Annotated in this window: 12 protein-coding genes; 4 read left to right on the top strand and 8 right to left on the bottom strand. The window is 70.4% G+C overall.

All coding sequences use genetic code 11. The annotated features are described in order from the left end of the window. Positions 1-9: 9 nt before the first annotated feature. From epsA to OZ403_RS39045, 5 genes are read right to left on the bottom strand one after another with little or no spacing between them, the layout of a single operon-like run. Complete coding sequence (gene epsA / locus OZ403_RS39065) at positions 10-825, bottom strand: exopolysaccharide biosynthesis glycosyltransferase EpsA (protein ID WP_268783151.1); 816 nt, start codon at positions 823-825, stop codon at positions 10-12. Beyond that, a complete protein-coding gene (gene epsB, locus OZ403_RS39060; RefSeq protein WP_268783150.1) occupies positions 822-3,032 on the bottom strand; it encodes a GH44 family glycoside hydrolase EpsB in 2,211 nt (736 codons plus the stop codon). The genes epsA and epsB overlap by 4 nt, the downstream gene beginning before the upstream one ends. Before the next feature lie 37 nt (positions 3,033-3,069). After that, positions 3,070-3,627, bottom strand: a complete 558-nt coding sequence (gene epsC, locus OZ403_RS39055; RefSeq protein ID WP_140796226.1) for a serine O-acetyltransferase EpsC — start codon at positions 3,625-3,627, stop codon at positions 3,070-3,072. 9 nt (positions 3,628-3,636) lie between these two features. After that, positions 3,637-4,650, bottom strand: coding sequence for an exopolysaccharide biosynthesis glycosyltransferase EpsD (gene epsD / locus OZ403_RS39050; RefSeq protein WP_268783149.1), 1,014 nt, complete (start codon positions 4,648-4,650; stop codon positions 3,637-3,639). Further along, a complete protein-coding gene (locus tag OZ403_RS39045) occupies positions 4,647-5,165 on the bottom strand; it encodes a hypothetical protein (protein ID WP_237080086.1) in 519 nt (172 codons plus the stop codon). Before OZ403_RS39045 ends, epsD begins: the two co-directional genes overlap by 4 nt. A 262-nt stretch (positions 5,166-5,427) precedes the next feature. Here OZ403_RS39045 and epsE point away from each other — a divergent pair, with 262 nt between their 5' ends. The 3 genes from epsE (at position 5,428) to mgtE (ending at position 9,850) form a co-directional block, all read left to right on the top strand. Next, positions 5,428-6,666, top strand: coding sequence for an exopolysaccharide biosynthesis GT4 family glycosyltransferase EpsE (gene epsE / locus OZ403_RS39040; protein WP_140796223.1), 1,239 nt, complete (start codon positions 5,428-5,430; stop codon positions 6,664-6,666). Positions 6,667-6,919: 253 nt separating this feature from the next. Beyond that, positions 6,920-8,485 carry a response regulator EpsF gene (gene epsF, locus OZ403_RS39035; RefSeq protein WP_268783148.1) on the top strand — a complete coding sequence of 522 codons (1,566 nt, stop codon included), beginning with the start codon at positions 6,920-6,922 and terminating at the stop codon, positions 8,483-8,485. Positions 8,486-8,530: 45 nt separating this feature from the next. Next, complete coding sequence (mgtE, locus tag OZ403_RS39030; RefSeq protein WP_140796221.1) at positions 8,531-9,850, top strand: magnesium transporter; 1,320 nt, start codon at positions 8,531-8,533, stop codon at positions 9,848-9,850. A 9-nt stretch (positions 9,851-9,859) separates the two neighbouring features. Here the strand turns inward: mgtE and wzy are convergent, their stop codons facing one another. After that, a complete protein-coding gene (wzy, locus tag OZ403_RS39025) occupies positions 9,860-11,443 on the bottom strand; it encodes an exopolysaccharide repeat unit polymerase (protein WP_174259023.1) in 1,584 nt (527 codons plus the stop codon). Positions 11,444-11,500: 57 nt separating this feature from the next. Here wzy and epsH point away from each other — a divergent pair, with 57 nt between their 5' ends. Then, a complete protein-coding gene (gene epsH / locus OZ403_RS39020; protein WP_140796220.1) occupies positions 11,501-12,808 on the top strand; it encodes an exopolysaccharide biosynthesis glycosyltransferase EpsH in 1,308 nt (435 codons plus the stop codon). Between the two features lie 9 nt (positions 12,809-12,817). Here epsH and OZ403_RS39015 read toward each other — a convergent pair whose 3' ends face one another. Together OZ403_RS39015 and OZ403_RS39010 are read right to left on the bottom strand one after the other, a co-directional pair. Beyond that, positions 12,818-14,173, bottom strand: a complete 1,356-nt coding sequence (locus OZ403_RS39015) for a sigma-54-dependent transcriptional regulator (protein ID WP_268783147.1) — start codon at positions 14,171-14,173, stop codon at positions 12,818-12,820. Next, the gene (locus tag OZ403_RS39010) at positions 14,170-15,666 is read right to left on the bottom strand and encodes a sensor histidine kinase (RefSeq protein ID WP_237080085.1); all 1,497 of its coding nucleotides are present in this window, start codon (positions 15,664-15,666) and stop codon (positions 14,170-14,172) included. Before OZ403_RS39010 ends, OZ403_RS39015 begins: the two co-directional genes overlap by 4 nt. Between the last annotated feature and the right edge of the window lie 35 nt (positions 15,667-15,701).

The raw sequence follows: 15,701 nt of genomic DNA, 5'->3' as shown, positions 1-15,701 counted from the left end.
CGCGGGCGGCTACTCCGGCTTCTTCACGCCCGTCCGCTGCCAGAACTCGCGCAGCAGAATCGTGGCGAAGCGGGAGTCATTCAGGATGTACCGCCGCCACAGGCGCTTGGGCTCGTTCACCAGGCGGTACAGCCATTCGAAGCCCGCCCGCGAAATCCACACGGGCGCGCGCTTCGCCGTGCCGGCGATGAAGTCCAGCCCCGCGCCAATGCCAATGGCCACCGTGGGGCCCAGCTTGGAGGTCACCTGCGAAATCCACACCTCCTGCTTCGGGCTGCCCAGCGCCACCAGCAGCAGGTGCGGGTCCTTCTCGCGAATCTTCGCGACAATCGGGTCGTTCTGCGCGTCGCCGCCGTCCACGCGCACCATGGGCGAATCCCAGCCCACCACCTCCACGCCGTACTGCTCGCCGACGATGCGGCCCACCTTCTCCGCCACGCCGGGGCCCGCGCCCAGCAGGAACACGCGCCATTTGCGCTCCGCCCCCAGCTTCATCAGCGGGAGGATGAGGTCCGAACCGGCGATGCGCTCGGGCAGCGGCACGTCCATGGCGCGCGAGGCCCAGACGATGGGCATGCCATCCACCACCGAAATCGTGGCGCGTGAGTACGCCTCGCGGAACTGCGCGTGGTCCTCGGCCAGCACCACGTGGTCCACGTTGGCGGTGAACACGTAGCCGCCCTGGCGCGAGTCCACCAGCCGGCCAATCTCCGTCACCGCCTCCTCGAAGGTGAGCTGGTCGATGGCGAGCTGGCCGATGTTCAGGCGCGCTCGGCCAGTGGTGAACGGGGTCTGCGGGGGGACGGGCGTCGCGGCGGAGCTCATGGCTTCTTCACCGTCAGGTCGAGCACGGTCATGGAATAGGGCGGCAGCCGCTGTGTCAGGGAGCCCGCGGCCTTCGCACCGGGAGTCTGCTCGGTGAACCCCCCAGGTGCGCCCGAGTAGCCCAGCACGCGCACGCTGTCGAGTGTCCCGCAGCCCTTGAGTTGAATCTGCGCCTGAGCGGCCTGGTCCGGGTCGAAGTTGAGCACCACCGCCACCAGCTTGCCGCCCGCCTCGTCGCGCGAGGCGAACACGCTGGTGCCCTCGGCGGCCTTCGCGGGCACCCACCAGTCCTGGAAGTGGCTGCCCTTGCCGTCGAAGTTCCGGAACGCGCGGAACGCCCAGAACACCGGCGAGCCCTCGGTGGGGTACTGCCAGAAGTAGGCGGAGTAGATGTTCTCCTGCGCGAAGCGGCCCAGCGTCTCGGCCTGGGCCAGTCCGCCGCTCATGTGCCGGAAGGCGCCGAAGTTGTACTCACCAATGGAGATGCGCAGGCCCGGGTAGTTGTCGGCGATCCATTCCTTCATGCGCGGAATGAGGCGCACGGGCTCGCCAATCCAGGACTCGTCCTTGTACGTGGGGTCCCACAGCCCGCGCGTGGAGCGGATGCGGCGCGCGTTGGTGGCGGGGTCCGTGTTGCCTTCCAGGCCGACACCGACGTTCGTCTGTGGATAGAAGTGCAGGTCCACGATGTCGAGCAGCCGCACGCCCGTCTTCTTCTCGTGCTCGCGAAGCTGCCGCAGGTACCAGGGCAGCAGCGGCATGTTGCCGTGCGCGCGCCGGTCGGCGTGCGGCATCTTCCCCGGCGTGAAGTCCGCCGCGGACCACAGGTAGTTCGTCCAGCCCCACTCGGCCGGGCCCGCGATGAGGCCCTCCGGGTCTTCCCTCCGCACCACCGTGCCGTAGGCAATCGTGCGCTCCAGCAGCCCGTCATACGACAGCGGCTCCGGGTGCACGTCGCGGTGCGTGGAGTTCCAGAGCATGGGCTCGTTGTCCAGGATGTACGTCTGGACGCTGCGTTGGCCCCGCTCCTGGTCCTTCTTCCGGATGGCGCGGATCCACTCGGCGACGAACTCCGGAGGGGCCTCCATGCTGGTGAGGGACGGCGAGCCGGGCTTCAGCGGCGTGCCATCCTGGGCGAGCCCGTTGCCCGAGCCGTTGTCCTCCTGCTGCTGCGGGCCGAAGCGCGACACGGGGAAGCCCACCGACTTCGTGTCCTTGGCCACCCAGCCCAGGATGGGCACCGTCAGCGCGGACGTCATGCCGTGCTTGCGGTTGGACTCCAGGAAGTCGTCGTAGCTCAGGCCGATGTCGACGTTCTGGTAGAACCAGTCGTTCGCGGTGTTCCACGCGCCACCCAGCTTCCAGTTGTAGCGGGACGTGGGATTGCCGCCCCAGCGGCGCGTGGTGGCGCCCACCTCGTACTGGTGCTTGTCGCGCTTCTCCGTCAACCCGTCGAAGGCGATGCCGTAGATGAGCGGGCTGATGCGGTGGCTCGGCGCGGTGCAGTCGATGGTCATGGGCGCCTCGCGGCCACTGCCCTGGCCCGTGCGTCCGCCCCCCGCGGCCAGCGCGGCGGCCAATTCGGGCGGCAGCGGCACCAGCGCCACCTTGTCGAACAGCACCCATTCACGGCCCACGCTCTTGGACGCGCGCAGCACCACGCGGTCGAACGGCTGGCCGCGCGGGTTGAGCTGCTCCATGGGGATGACGATTTCCGACCACTCGCCGTCCTTGCGGACCTGGAGCTCGGGGATGATGGGGACGCGCGGGAAGCTGGCGGCGCCCGGGGCGTCCAGGCGGACCTCCAGGAACTCGCCGAAGGACTCCGGAGCGCTGAACCGGAACGACAGCGCGCCGAAGGTGCCCTCCAGCTTCGGCCGGTAGAGAATCCACCCGGCGTAGTTGAACAGGCGCATGCGCGCCGGAGCGCCCTTGGGGAGCTCGCGCTGCGCCCAGCCGAGGTCCTTCCAATTGGAGGACAGGCCTCCGTCGTACAGCATCACCGGCACGGTCTTTTCCGTGCTGGTGCCTGGCGTCGTCGCCGCGGCGCCGCTTGTATCCGCCGCGTTGCTCGTGCCCGGCGCTGCCGTGGCCGCGCTGCTCGCTCCCGGCGCTTCCGCGCCGACGGCCCGCGCCACCGTCACGGTGCCACCGGCCAGCAGCGCACCCGCCAGTACAGCGGCGCCAGCCTTCGTCCGCGAACGCATCACTTCATCCTCCATGGGCGGCGCCCGCCCCACCACGCTAGAGCGCGACTTCGTCCGTGTCCTTGCGCGGGAAGATGCGAGCGGGAATCCCCACGGCCACGCTGTCCGGCGGCACGTCCTGGAGCACCACCGCGTTGGCGCCGATGCGCGAGCGCGCGCCGATGCGCACCGGTCCCAGGATGCGGGCCCCCGCGCCAATCCAGACGTCATCCTCGATGACGGGATAGCCGTTGTCCTTCGCGGTGCCCACGGTGTTGTTCCCGTAGAATCGCACGCGGTCGCCAATGCGCGCGTCGCCGCCGATGACGACGCCCAGGCTGTGCACGAAGTACACGCCCTTGCCGAGCGTGACGTCCTTGCCAATCTCAATCCCCATCACCGCCGTCTGCGCCACGCGCAGCACGTGGTTGACCAGGGGGATGCGGTAGGCCAGCGCGGCCTCGCGGGCGCGGTTGAGCGCGGTGATGCGGTACGAGTCACTGGTCAGCACCACCTTGGCAATGGACTTCGCGTCCGAGCTGCCATTGGCGGCCTTCGCCAGCTCCAGCGCATCCGTGACGAGCGAGCCAATCATCGATTCCCTGGCCTTCAGCATGGTGTGTGACTACTCCCCCCGGCCTTGCAGGTAGCGAGCGACCTCGCGGGCAATGCCCGTCCAGCCGCCGGCCTCGCCGCGCGCGCCGCGCAGATACTCCATCCCGTACACCACGGAGGTGCCGGCGAAGGCGGCCTTCTCCAGGCCCAGCTTGTCCGCGGCGTTGGCGGCGTGCATCACCGCGCGCGTCAGCACGCGTGACGCGTCCGGCGCCACCAGGGTGGCGGCCAGCAGCGGGCGGGTGAGCGGATTGGTCTGGAAGAGCAGCCGCCACGGATTGACGTCACGCACGTCCGGGTGCTTCCGGGCCACCTGCGTGTCGAACATGCCGTAGCGGTGCGCGCGCTTCAGCCAGCGCTCGAAGGACACGTGGTCACTGCCGTGCAGCACGTACGCGTCACGCGCGAAGACGAAGGCGCAGCCGGCCTTCTCCAGCCGCACGCCCAGCTCCACGTCCTCCGACTGTCCCAATGACTTGTCGAAGCCGCCCACGCCCACGTAGTCCGCGCGAGGGAAGGACACGTTGCCGGTGAACAGGTGGACGCCGCGGGCGCGGGCGCCGGGCGTGGAGAGCTCCTCGGCCATGCGGTTGTTGAGGTACGCGTACCAGCGCTCGAACAGCGGCATGTCGCCAATGGACGGGTCCGGCCGGATGCGGCCCAGCACCACGGTGCGCGAGCCCTCCGGGTGGTGGGCTAGGTGCCGCTCCAGGAAGTCCGGGGCCACCTGCATGTCGTCATCCGTGACGAGCACCACTTGGCCCCGGGCGGCCATGACGCCCCGGTGCCGGGCGGCGGCGGCGCCTGCGTTCTGCTGCACCTCCACGCGCAGGGTGTAGGGCAGGGCCAGGGCCTGCAGCGGCTCGCGGGTGGGCTCCTTGGAGCCGTCGTCCACCACGACGACTTCGAACTGCTCGGGCGGCAGCGTCTGCCCGGCCAGCTGCCACAGCAGCCGGGTAATGAGGGGCAGCCGGTTGTACGTGGCGATGACGACGCTGAGCCGGGGCGCGGAGGTGGAGCTCATGCCTTCTTCTTCTGGGAAGACGCCCGGCGCTGCTTCTTCGTCAGCCGGGGAAAGGTGACGCTGCCGAGGAAGCGCTCGCGGCCCACGAACTCCAGTGTCTTGCTGGCGGCGCCGAAGTCCGTCTCGCCCAGGGTGACGCAGAGGAGGCAGCCGTCGGCGGCCAGCGCCAGGGGCAGGCTGGCCGGACGGGTCATCAGCGAGTCGATGACGGCGACGACACGCTCGCCCCGGGACACACGCTCGCGCAGCTCCTGCACCTTCTGCGCGGCGGCCGTGGGCGACAGGCTGGTGGCGTCTTCCAGGTGGATTTTCTGCGTATAGGCGTAGGGCGCGCCCGCCTCCAGCACGGCCGTGGCGGCCTCCAGCGCCGGAGCCCCCGGGTGGGCCGGCACCACCGTGAGGAAGCTCCACGCGTGGCGCTCCAGGGCGAACCACAGCCGTTGCAGCGCCGGGGACGGAATGGCGCTGTCGGTCGAGGTGGCGTCGGCGGGAGGTGCGCTGGAATCGGCTGCCATGGGGAGGGGCTCGGTATAGCGCAACGCGTGGCGTCGGCCCAACGGCCTCTCCGGGCAGTCCGGGGCGCGGCGGCCCGCCTGGCTGCCGCGGAGCGCGCCTGTGACGAGCGACGGTCAGCGCCTCCCGGACCGGGCGTTCCGTCGCGCGCTCCCCAGTCGGCCCGGCGGGGCTCGCAAAGCCCTCCCCACCGCGAGCGTGAAGGGCGTGTGACGGGCTGGGTACGCCCCTACCCACGCCGTGGCAGGGGCAGGCAGGCGTGTTATGCCATCCACTGTGCAGAAGATTGGCTATTTGATTCCCGAGTTCCCCGGACAGACTCACATCTTCTTCTGGCGCGAGCTGCAGGCGCTGCAGGGGAAGGGCGTGACGCCGGAGCTGGTGTCCACGCGTCCGCCTCCCGCGCGCATCATCTCGCACAGCTGGGCGCGCGAGGCCATGTCGCGCACGGAGTACCTGGCGCCGGCGGGGCCGCTGGGGGTCGCCAAGGCCGCCGCGGAGGTGGCCCGCGCCATGCCCACGGGCTGGGCCCGGTGCCTGGCCTCCATCGCCCGAGCGGAAGGGCTGGACGCGAAGGGCCGCGCGCGGCTGTTGGCCTTCGCCGTCATGGGTGGCCGGCTGGCGTCGCTGGCGCGGGAGCGGGGCTGGACGCACGTCCACGTCCATTCATGCGCCAACGCCGCGCACGTGGCGCTCTTCGCGAACCTCCTGTCGGGGTTGCCCTACAGCCTGACGCTGCACGGGCCGCTGGACGACTACGGCCCCAACCAGCGCGAGAAGTGGCGGCACGCGCGGTTCGCCTTCGTGATTACGAAGAAGCTGCTCAAGGAAGTGAATGACGAGCTGGCCGGCGCGCTGCCGTCGCGCATCGAGCTGGCGCCCATGGGCGTGGAGCTGCGCAAGTTCAACCGCTCCGTGCCCTACTCGGCGTGGACGGGTGAAGGCCCGCTGCGCATCTTCTCCTGCGGTCGCCTCAACCCCTGCAAGGGCCACGCGGACCTCATCGACGCGGTGGGGATGTTGCGCGCGAAGGGGTTGGACGCGCGGCTGTCCATCGCGGGCGAGGACGAGGCCGGCGGCACCACGTACCGCAAGGTGCTGGAGGCCAAAATCCAGGAGACGGGCCTGGGCGACGCGGTGACGTTGCTGGGCGCGGTGAGCGAGGACACGGTGCGCGGTGAAATCGAGCGCGCGCACATCTTCTCGCTGGCCAGCCTCCAGGAGCCGTTGGGCGTGGCCATCATGGAGGCCATGGCCATGCGCGTGCCCGTGGTGGTGACGGGCGCGGGTGGGGTGCCGGAGTTGGTGGATGACGGTGTGGACGGAATCCTCGTGCCCCCGCAGCAGCCCCACACCCTGGCGGACAGGCTGGAAACCGTGGCGCGCGACCCCCAGGAGGCCCACCGGCTGGGTGAGGCGGGCCGCCGCAAGGTGGAGACGACGTTCAGCAGCGAGCGCAGCGCGGACATGCTCGCGCAGATGCTCCAGCGGGCGGTGGTGTAGCAGGCAGGCCACACGGTAGGAGGTCCCGCCGCGCTGGAAGGTGTTGCCGGGCCGTCACTGGCCCGGTGCGGGCTTTCAGCGGACTGGTCGGAGTCCTGGGACGGCACCATGATGGGGCCGTCCTGACCGGGGGGCGCTGGGTTCGCCCGCCTGGCAGAGACCCGCGGGCACGGCGGGTTGGACCCGTTGCCATATCCCCCCACGGCGCATGACCGCCAGGGGTCAGGCACGAAGGGAGTCATCGCGGGTGAAAATGCCCGAGCAACCCACGTTCCATGCGCCCACCCGGCTGGAGCCGCTCGCCACGAGTGTCCTGCTGGTGGACGACAACGCGGCCAACCTGCTCGCGTTGGAGGCCGTCCTGGAGCCGCTGGGCCAACGGTTGGTGAGGGCGTCTTCAGGTCCCGAGGCCCTGCGATGGCTGCTTCGGGAGGAGTTCGCCGTCATCCTGCTGGACGTGCAGATGCCCGGCGTGGACGGCTTCGAGACGGCCCGCCTCATCCGCCAGCGCCAGCGCACCCGCTACACGCCCATCATCTTCCTCACCGCGCACGGCCGCGACGAGGCCCACCTGGTGCAGGGCTACGCGGTGGGCGCGGCGGACTACGTGGTGAAGCCCTTCCATCCGGACGTGCTGCGCTGGAAGGTGGAGGCCTTCGTCGGGATGTACCTCCAGCAGCAGCGGCTCCAGCGGCACGAATCCGCGTTGTGGGCGCGCGAGCGCCGGATGCTGGAGCAGCAGGGCGAGCTGCGCTTCCGCCGGCTGGTGGACACCATGCCCCAGTTCGTCTGGGAGCTGCTGCTGGACGGCACCATCGGCTACGCCAACCGGGGCTGGCTGGACTACGCGGGGCTGTCGCCGGAGCAGGGGCGGAAGTGGAAGGACACGCTGTACTGCCTGCACCCGGAGGACGTTCCCAGCCTTCGGAACGCCTGGCAGGAAGCCCAGTGCAAGGGCCACTCGCTGGAGCAGGAATGCCGGCTGCGGCGGGCGGATGGCGAGTACCGCTGGTTCCTGACGCGCACGATTCCAGAGCGCGACGAGCAGGGGCAGCTCGCCGGCTGGGTCTCCACGGCGACGGACATCGACGACGCGCGCCGGGCGGTGGAGACGCTGCGGGCGGCCAGTGAAGCGAAGGACATGTTCCTCACCATGGCGGCGCACGAGCTGCGCACGCCGCTGCAGGCCGCGCGGGGGTATGCGCACCTGGCCTCGGTGAAGGCGGGCGACACGCTGGCGCCGGGCGTGGACAAGGCGCTGCACGGCATCCACCGCAGCGTGAATCGCATGGCGAAGCTGGTGGAGAACCTGCTCGACGTGGGGCGCATCCAGCGGGGCGAGCTGCACCTGGAGCCGAAGTCGCTGGACGTGGGCGCGCTGCTGCGCGACGTGGCCGAGCACTTCGAGCCGCTGCCCGAAGGCCAGCACATCGAGCTGGACGCCCCCGAGGGACTGGTGGTGCCGGGAGACCGCGAGCGGCTGGACCAGGTGTTCACCAACCTGGTGTCGAACGCGCTGCGCTACTCACCGGAGGGCGGGCGCATCCGGCTCGCCGCCCGCGAAGAGGCGGGACGCGTGCACGTGGAGGTGGTGGACCACGGGCTGGGCATCCCCGGCGAGAAGCTGGAGGACATCTTCGAGCGCTTCAGCCGCGCGCACGGGATTTCCTACGGCGGGCTGGGTCTGGGCCTGTCGATTGCGCGGGGCATCGTCGAACGCCACGGCGGGCGCATCTGGGCGGAGTCCCCTGGCAGCAAGGGCGCGGGCAGCACCTTCCACGTCGTGTTGCCGGTGGGGCTGGGCAAGCCCGCGCCATGACGCCGTCGGGCCGCCTGCCTTGGCTGGCGGAAGAGGGGGTGGCGGATGGAGCCCGAGGCCGAGCCGGTCCACGAAGACGAGCTGCGTGACGCGTGGCCGGCGCTGTCGGCGCGAGAGCGGGTGGAGGGCTTCCACCTGCTGCCGCCCGAGCGCGCGCGGGACTTCTTCGCCACCCTGGAGCCTCCCTCGCAACTGGGGTTGCTCGAGGCGCTCTCGCCCGGGGAGCGGGGCACGTGGCTGCGGGTGCTGGCGCCGGACGACGCGGCGGACGTCGTGCGGCGGCTGCCTCCCGAGGCGCGGGAGGCCTGGCTGGCCCTGCTCGACGCGCCGTCCCTGCGCGAGGTGCGGGCGCTGCTGGCGTATGGCGAGGACGCCGCGGGTGGGCTGATGAACCCGCGCTTCGTCCGCGTGCGGCCGGAGCTGCGCATCGACGAGGCCCTCAGCTACCTGCGCCGGCAGGCTCGCGAGCAGGTGGAGACCGTCTACTACGCCTATGTCCTGGACGCGGCGCAGCGCCTGGAGGGCGTGGTCTCCTTGCGCCAGCTCTTCCAGGCCACGCCGGACAAGGCGGTGCGGGAGGTGATGCGCACGGACCTGGTCCGCGTGCGGGAGGACACGGACCAGGAGGAGGTGGGGCGCCTCTTCGCCCGGTACGGCCTGGGGGCCATCCCCGTGGTGGACGACCAGGGGCGGATGAAGGGCATCGTCACCGTCGATGACATCGTCAGCGTGGTGCAGGCGGAGGCCACCGAGGACATCCAGAAGGTGGGTGGCACGGAGGCCCTGGGGGCGCCGTACCTGGAGGTGGGCCTGCCCGCCATGCTGAAGAAGCGCGCGGGCTGGCTGCTGGTGCTCTTCCTGTCGGAGATGCTCACCGCCACCGCCATGACGCGCTACCAGGACGAGATTGCCCGCGCGGTGGTGCTCAGCCTCTTCGTGCCGCTCATCATCTCTGCGGGAGGCAACGCCGGCAGTCAGGCCTCCACGCTGGTCATCCGCGCGCTGGCGCTGGCGCAGGTGCGCCTGCGGGACGTGGGCCGCGTGCTGCGGCGGGAGCTGCTGTCCGGCCTGTCACTGGGGCTGGTGCTGGGCTCGGTGGGCGTGGCGCGCATCCTGCTCTGGCAGGTGCTGTTCCACCTCTACGGCGAGCACGCTTTCCGGGTGGCCCTCACGGTGGGGCTGGCGGTGCTGGGCGTGGTGACGTGGGGGACCCTGGCGGGGTCGATGCTGCCGTTCCTGCTGCGGCGGCTCGGCTTCGACCCCGCGAGCGCGTCCGCGCCCTTCGTGGCCACGCTGGTGGACGTCAGCGGGCTGGTCATCTACTTCACCACGGCGGAGCTCATCCTCCGGGGCACCCTGCTGTAGCCGCCGGGCTCAGCGCTGGCTCGCGGCGGGAGGCGGGGCGTCCTCGTTGGGATAGGTGATGGCGCCCGGTGGTGGCACGGGCGCCGCGGGCGCGGGGCCCAGCAGCCGGCTGTGAGGCATGGGCCACGCGCCGGTGTGCACGGCGAGCTTCCCCGTCATGGCCACGGCCAGCGATATCTGGAACGTGCAGATGTACGAGATGATGCCCATGTCCCCGAACACCTGATTGATGTACGTGGCCACCAGCCCCACGATGATGAGCGCGGCGGCGCGGTACTCCGATACGTCGGTGCGGTGATACGAGCGCACCACCAGATAGATGGTGACGGCCAGGTACATCCACACGCCCGTGTAGCCCAGCATCCCCCCGAACGCGAACAACCCCAGCAGTGAGTTGTGCGGGTGGAAGCGGTACTGGGGGAAGACGAAGGCGATGTCCGGCAGTGGGATGGGCTCCAGGAACTCGTGCCCGTAGCCGGTGCCCAGGATGGGGAACTGGGCCCACGTCGCGATCATGTCCAGGTTCTCGATGTCGCGGTAGTCCAGGTTGCCTTCGCCGCCCTGGCCGTCAATCAGCGAGCGGATGGTCTGCACTGGCGCGAAGACGGACGAGCCGGAGTTCCACCCCGCCGCGATGTACACGACGACGAAGGGCGCGAAGAACGGCAGCGTCCGCACCAGGAACCGCTTCAGCGGCGTCCACGGGTTGATGAGGAAGGCCGCCAGCAGGCAGCCGGCGAAGCTGACATAGGCCAGGCGCCGGTCGTTGAAAATCATGCCAATGCCAATGAAGGCGATGATGGCCAGACCGCGCAGCATGTGCGCGGACTTGGGCTTCTCGACGAAGCGCAGCGTCGCCACCAGCAGGGCGAAGACGAACGTCATCGAGTCGGAGTGGGACGTGGTGTACTCCACCTCCACGCCCAGCTCGTGCACCACCACCATGGCGAAGTAGGTGCTCACCGCGGACTTGGTGAGGCCCGCCAGGATGATGGTCTTCGCGAAGGCGGGCCAGTCCTCCGGGCCCCGCATGGCGTAGTGATACATCGCCACGATGAAGGGCATCATCGCGGCCTGGTGCCATTGCCACAGCGAGTTCTTGATGTCCCCGCCCCGGGCGATGCCGCGCACCTCCATCCAGAGGATGGCGACCAGGGACAGCGCCACCACGGCGATGAGCGGCCGGGGCATGGGCAGCGGTTCCGGGTCGATGGTGGACTTCGTCACCCGCCGGTACATCGCCAGCCCCATCAACCCGACGATGAGCACGTCCACCAGCGGGAAGCGCAGCGCCCCGATTTTGGTGATGTAGCTGAGCTGCGCGAACATCAGTTCGCCCAGCGGGTGGAGCGGTGAGGGCCACAGACCGGACTGGGGCCGCTCTGGCACGTAGTCCACCGCCAGGACGAGCCAGGTCACCACCAGCACCGGGTACTTTACCGGCACCTTCAGGATGACCCACACCACCCCCAGGCACAGCACGGGGGCCAATGCGACCACGGGGTGGATGACGGCGCCGCCCACGGTGGCCAGCACCAGGAAGGCAAGCAGTGCGCCGTAGCGCAGGTAGGGCGGCCGGTCGGGTGCGTACATCGAGACCCGGAGGAGGCTACATCCGGAGAGCGGGTTGGGATAGATGGAGTGGCACGTATGCCTGCTCCCCGCCCACGCGTCCTCCTGATTGCCGAGCTGTGCAACCCCGACTGGGTGAGTGTCCCTCTCGAAGGCTGGTCGCTCTACCGCGCTCTGGCCGAGGTGGCGGACGTGCACCTGGTCACCCACGTCCGCAACCGGGAGAACATCCTCAAGCAGGGCGTGCAGGAGGGCTCGCAGTTCACCGCGCTGGATTCCACGCCGGTGGAGAAGCCGCTCGACAAGGTGGGCGAGGTGCTGCGGGGGAAGACGGGGGTGGGCTGGACGACGGCCACCGCGCTCAGCGCGCTGCCCTACTACTACTTCGAGGAGGTGCTCTGGCGCCGCTTCGGCCCGCGCATCGAGGCGGGTGAGTTCGACTTGGTGCACCGCTACACGCCCATCAGCCCCACCACGCCCAGCACGCTGGCGGCGCGGTGCAAGAAGGCGGGCGTGCCCTTCGTCATGGGGCCGCTCAACGGTGGCCTGCCCTGGCCCAAGGGCTTTGGCGGCGCGCGGCGGCGGGAGAAGGAGTGGCTGAGCTACATCCGTGACGTCTACAAGCTGATGCCCTTCTACAAGTCCACGCGGGAGAACGCGTCCGCCATCATCACCGGCTCGCGCGCCACGCGGGGGCAGGTGTCGGGGCAGTGGCAGGGCAAGACGGTGTACGTGCCGGAGAACGCCATCGACACCCGGCGCTTCGGCACGGAGAAGTCGGAGGGCCCGGTGGAGCTGCCCCTGCGCGTGGCCTTCGTGGGCCGCTTCGTGCCCTACAAGGGCATGGCCATGCTGATGGAGGCCGCCGCGCCGCTCATCCGCGAGGGCAAGGTGGTGCTGGAGTACATCGGTGATGGCCAGGAGATGGCCAACCTCCGGGCCCAGGCGGCGCGCGAGGGCATCGAGTCCGGCGTCACCTTCGCCGGCTGGGTGAAGCACCAGGAGCTCCAGGGCCGGCTGGCGAAGAACCACATCTTCGGCTTCCCCAGCGTGCGCGAGTTCGGCGGCGCGGTGGTGTGCGAGGCCATGGCGCTGGGGCTGGTGCCCATCGTCATGGACTACGGCGGCCCGGGGGAAATCGTGAGCCCGGCCACCGGCTTCGCCATCCAGATGGGGACGCCGGAGGAAATCGTCCTGCGCGTGCGCGAGGTGCTGACGAAGCTGGCGGCGGACCCGTCCGTCATCCGCCCCATGGGCGAGCGCGCCCGGGAGCGCATCTTCAAGTACTTCACCTGGAAGGCGAAGGCGGAGCAGGTGCTGGAGGTGTACCGCTGGGTGAAGGGCGAGCGCGGCCAGCCGGACTGGGGCATGCCGCTGGCGGACTGAGGCGCGGCCTCACTCGTCCAGGTCCAGCTTGCGGTACAGCGTGCGCCGGTTGATGCCCAGGATGCGCGCGGCGGCGGCCTTGTTGCCGCCCTGCGCCTCCACCACCCGGCGCACATAGGCGCGCTCCACCTCTTCCAGGGGCGCGTCCTCTCCCGAGGCACGGCTGAGCAGCGACGTCAGGCCGCTGTCGCCACTGCCCGGCAGGTCGAAGTCCTCCGGCACCAGCGTGTCGTGGTCCGCCAGGGCCACCGCGCGCTCCAGCAGGTTGGCCAGCTCGCGCACGTTGCCGGGCCACGCGTGGGCCATCAGCCGCTTCATCGCGTTGGCGGACACGCCCAGCACCTCGCGCTGCTGCTGCTCGCCCAGGCGCCCGAGGAAGAAGTCCACCAGGGGCAGGATGTCCTCGCGCCGCTCGCGCAGCGGGGGCACCTCGATGCGGATGACGTTGAGGCGGTAGTAGAGGTCCGCGCGGAAGCGGCCTTCGCGCAGCAGCACCTCCAGCGACTGGTTGGTGGCGGCCAGCACGCGGGCGCGCACGGGTGTCTCCGTGCTCGAGCCCAGGGGCCGCACGCGTCCCGTCTCCAGGGCCTGGAGCAGTTTGGCCTGCACCTCCAGCGACAGCTCGCCCACTTCGTCCAGGAAGAGCGTCCCGCCGCCGACCGACACGAAGACGCCGGCCCGGTCCTCGCGCGCGTCGGTGTAGGCGCCGCGCCTGGCGCCGAACAGCTCGCTCTCCGCCAGCCCCGAGGGCAGGGCCGCGCAGTTGAGCTGGAGGAAGGGCTGGGTGCGCCGGCTGCTGGAGTCGTGGATGAAGCGCGCCAGGGCGCTCTTGCCGGTGCCTGTCTCGCCGGTGAGGAGCACGGTGGCGTCGCTGCGCGCCGCGCGGCGGGACACCTCCAGCGCCTTCTGCATGGCGGGGCTGCGAGCCACCAGCCCGCCGGGCGTGTCGCCGGGGACGGCCGCGCGCAGGCGTACGATTTCGCGGCGCAGCTGCCGCTCGCGGAAGGCGCGCTCCAGCGTGAGGACGAGCGCGTCGATGTTGAAGGGCTTGGTGACGAAGTCGCAGGCACCGGCCTTCACCGCCGCCACGGCCAGCTCCACGCTGCCGAAGGCGGTGATGAGCACCACCAACTGGCCCGGCTTGCGCGTCAGCAGCGCCTCCAGCACCTCCGTGCCGCGCAGGCGGGGCATCTCCACGTCGGTGATGACCAGGTCGAAGGACTCGCGCTCGAAGAGGGCCAGCGCCTCCTCGGGCGAGGTGCGCCCCACCGTCTCGTAGCCCCGCGCGTCCAGGGACTCGCAGAGGAAGTCCACCACCCCCGCGTCATCATCCAGGATGAGCAGGCGCTTTCTGGGAGTGCTCATACCGCCCCCGTTCCTTCTTCCTTCTCGGAAGGAATGTGCACGATGAAGTGAGTGCCCTGGCCCGGGCGTGACGTCACCGTCACGGCGCCGCCGTGCTCCGCGACAATGGCCTTCACCACTGGGAGGCCCAGGCCCGTGCCGCCGTGGGTGCTCCAGGTGGAGAAGAAGGGCTCGAAGACGCGCTCCAGCGCCGCGTCATCCATGCCCACGCCGGTGTCCTCCACGGACAGGCGCACGCCGTGGCGCTCGCGCAGGCCGGGGGCGGGCTGGAAGGTGGATGGCGCCAGCGTCACCCGCACCTCGCCGCCTCGGGGCGTGGCGCGCAGCGCGTTGGTGAGCAGGTTGAGCGCCACCTGCTGCAGGCCATCTCCATCCGCCAGTACGCGCGGGAGCGGCTCCTCGGCATGGAACGTCAGCCGGACGTCGCGCTTGCGCGCGTCGAACTCCAGCAGCTCCACCACCGCGCGCACGGAGGCGAGCGCGTCCAGGGACTCCAGCCTCGACGGCTTGCGGCGGGCCAGGTCCAGGAGCTGGCGGACAATGCGCTCGATGCGCTCCGACTGCTCCACCAGGATGCGCGCGTTGCGCCGCACGTCGTCGGGCAGCTCGGCGCGCGCGGCCAGGGCCTGGGCCCGCCCGTTGAGGATGAGCAGGGGGGAGCCGATTTCGTGCGCCAGCCCCGCGGACAGCTGTCCCACGGCGGCCAGCTTGTCCACGCGCCGCAGGCCCGCCTCCAGTGCCAACCGTGACTCGGCCTCGGCCGACAGCCGCTGCCGCGCCTCGCCCAGCTCCTTCACCATGCCGTTGAAGGCGTGGACGACCTCGCCCACCTCGTCGTTACCGCCGGGCGTCACGGTGGCCGTGAAGTCGCCGCCGCGCACCGCGCGCATCGCCCCCACCACGCGCTCCAGGGGACGCTGGAGGTAGAGCATCAGCAGCAGCCAGCCCACCAGGGAGATGCCAGTGATGAGCGTCAGCACCGACAGCACGGTGGAGCGGCTGGTGGACTCCAGGTCCTGCCGCAGCCCGTCCAGCGGCTTCACCACGGCGAGCGCCCCCACCACGGCGGTGCTGTCGTCGCTGTGCAGGGGCAGGACGATGAGCAGGTGCGACAGCTTCTTGGGGCCCGCGAAGTGGGTGAGGGAATGGCGTGTCTTCAGCACCCGCCGGGAGGCATCCTCCACCAGGTGCAGCGTCTTCGAGCTACCCGGTGAGCGCACCACCGGCACTGCCTGGGCGTCGAAGACGAAGACGTCCACGGTCGGGTCTCTGTGGTCCAACGACTCGAGGATTTCGTTCACGTCCGCCGACTGCCCGTCCCGCAGCGCGTTCTCCATGGCCACCTGGAGCGCCGTGGCCAGCAGCCGCGTCGCCTGCTCGGTGGCCGTCCGCAGGTCGTGCTCCTCCTTCCGAAGCAAGCTGTAGCCGTAGGAGCCCAGGATGATGGCGCTCGTCAGCGTCAGGCCCAGGCCCAGTTTCGTGGAGATGCGCACGCCGGGCACTGTGGCGAAAGTGCACAGGTGGTTCA

Origin of the sequence: Myxococcus sp. NMCA1, from assembly GCF_026810205.1 — a bacterium.
Taxonomy (GTDB): domain Bacteria; phylum Myxococcota; class Myxococcia; order Myxococcales; family Myxococcaceae; genus Myxococcus; species Myxococcus xanthus_A.
The sequence above is the reverse complement of the archived record's forward strand: the minus strand, read 5'-3'. Positions and strand labels throughout refer to the sequence as shown.

What these genes read in the sequence shown, in the direction of transcription:
- epsA (WP_268783151.1), bottom strand. Translation starts at nt 825, where the DNA reads ATGAGCTCCGCCGCGACGCCCGTCCCCCCGCAGACCCCGTTCACCACT.
- epsB (WP_268783150.1), bottom strand. Translation starts at nt 3,032, where the DNA reads ATGCGTTCGCGGACGAAGGCTGGCGCCGCTGTACTGGCGGGTGCGCTG.
- epsC (WP_140796226.1), bottom strand. Translation starts at nt 3,627, where the DNA reads ATGCTGAAGGCCAGGGAATCGATGATTGGCTCGCTCGTCACGGATGCG.
- epsD (WP_268783149.1), bottom strand. Translation starts at nt 4,650, where the DNA reads ATGAGCTCCACCTCCGCGCCCCGGCTCAGCGTCGTCATCGCCACGTAC.
- OZ403_RS39045 (WP_237080086.1), bottom strand. Translation starts at nt 5,165, where the DNA reads ATGGCAGCCGATTCCAGCGCACCTCCCGCCGACGCCACCTCGACCGAC.
- epsE (WP_140796223.1), top strand. Translation starts at nt 5,428, where the DNA reads ATGCCATCCACTGTGCAGAAGATTGGCTATTTGATTCCCGAGTTCCCC.
- epsF (WP_268783148.1), top strand. Translation starts at nt 6,920, where the DNA reads ATGCCCGAGCAACCCACGTTCCATGCGCCCACCCGGCTGGAGCCGCTC.
- mgtE (WP_140796221.1), top strand. Translation starts at nt 8,531, where the DNA reads ATGGAGCCCGAGGCCGAGCCGGTCCACGAAGACGAGCTGCGTGACGCG.
- wzy (WP_174259023.1), bottom strand. Translation starts at nt 11,443, where the DNA reads ATGTACGCACCCGACCGGCCGCCCTACCTGCGCTACGGCGCACTGCTT.
- epsH (WP_140796220.1), top strand. Translation starts at nt 11,501, where the DNA reads ATGCCTGCTCCCCGCCCACGCGTCCTCCTGATTGCCGAGCTGTGCAAC.
- OZ403_RS39015 (WP_268783147.1), bottom strand. Translation starts at nt 14,173, where the DNA reads ATGAGCACTCCCAGAAAGCGCCTGCTCATCCTGGATGATGACGCGGGG.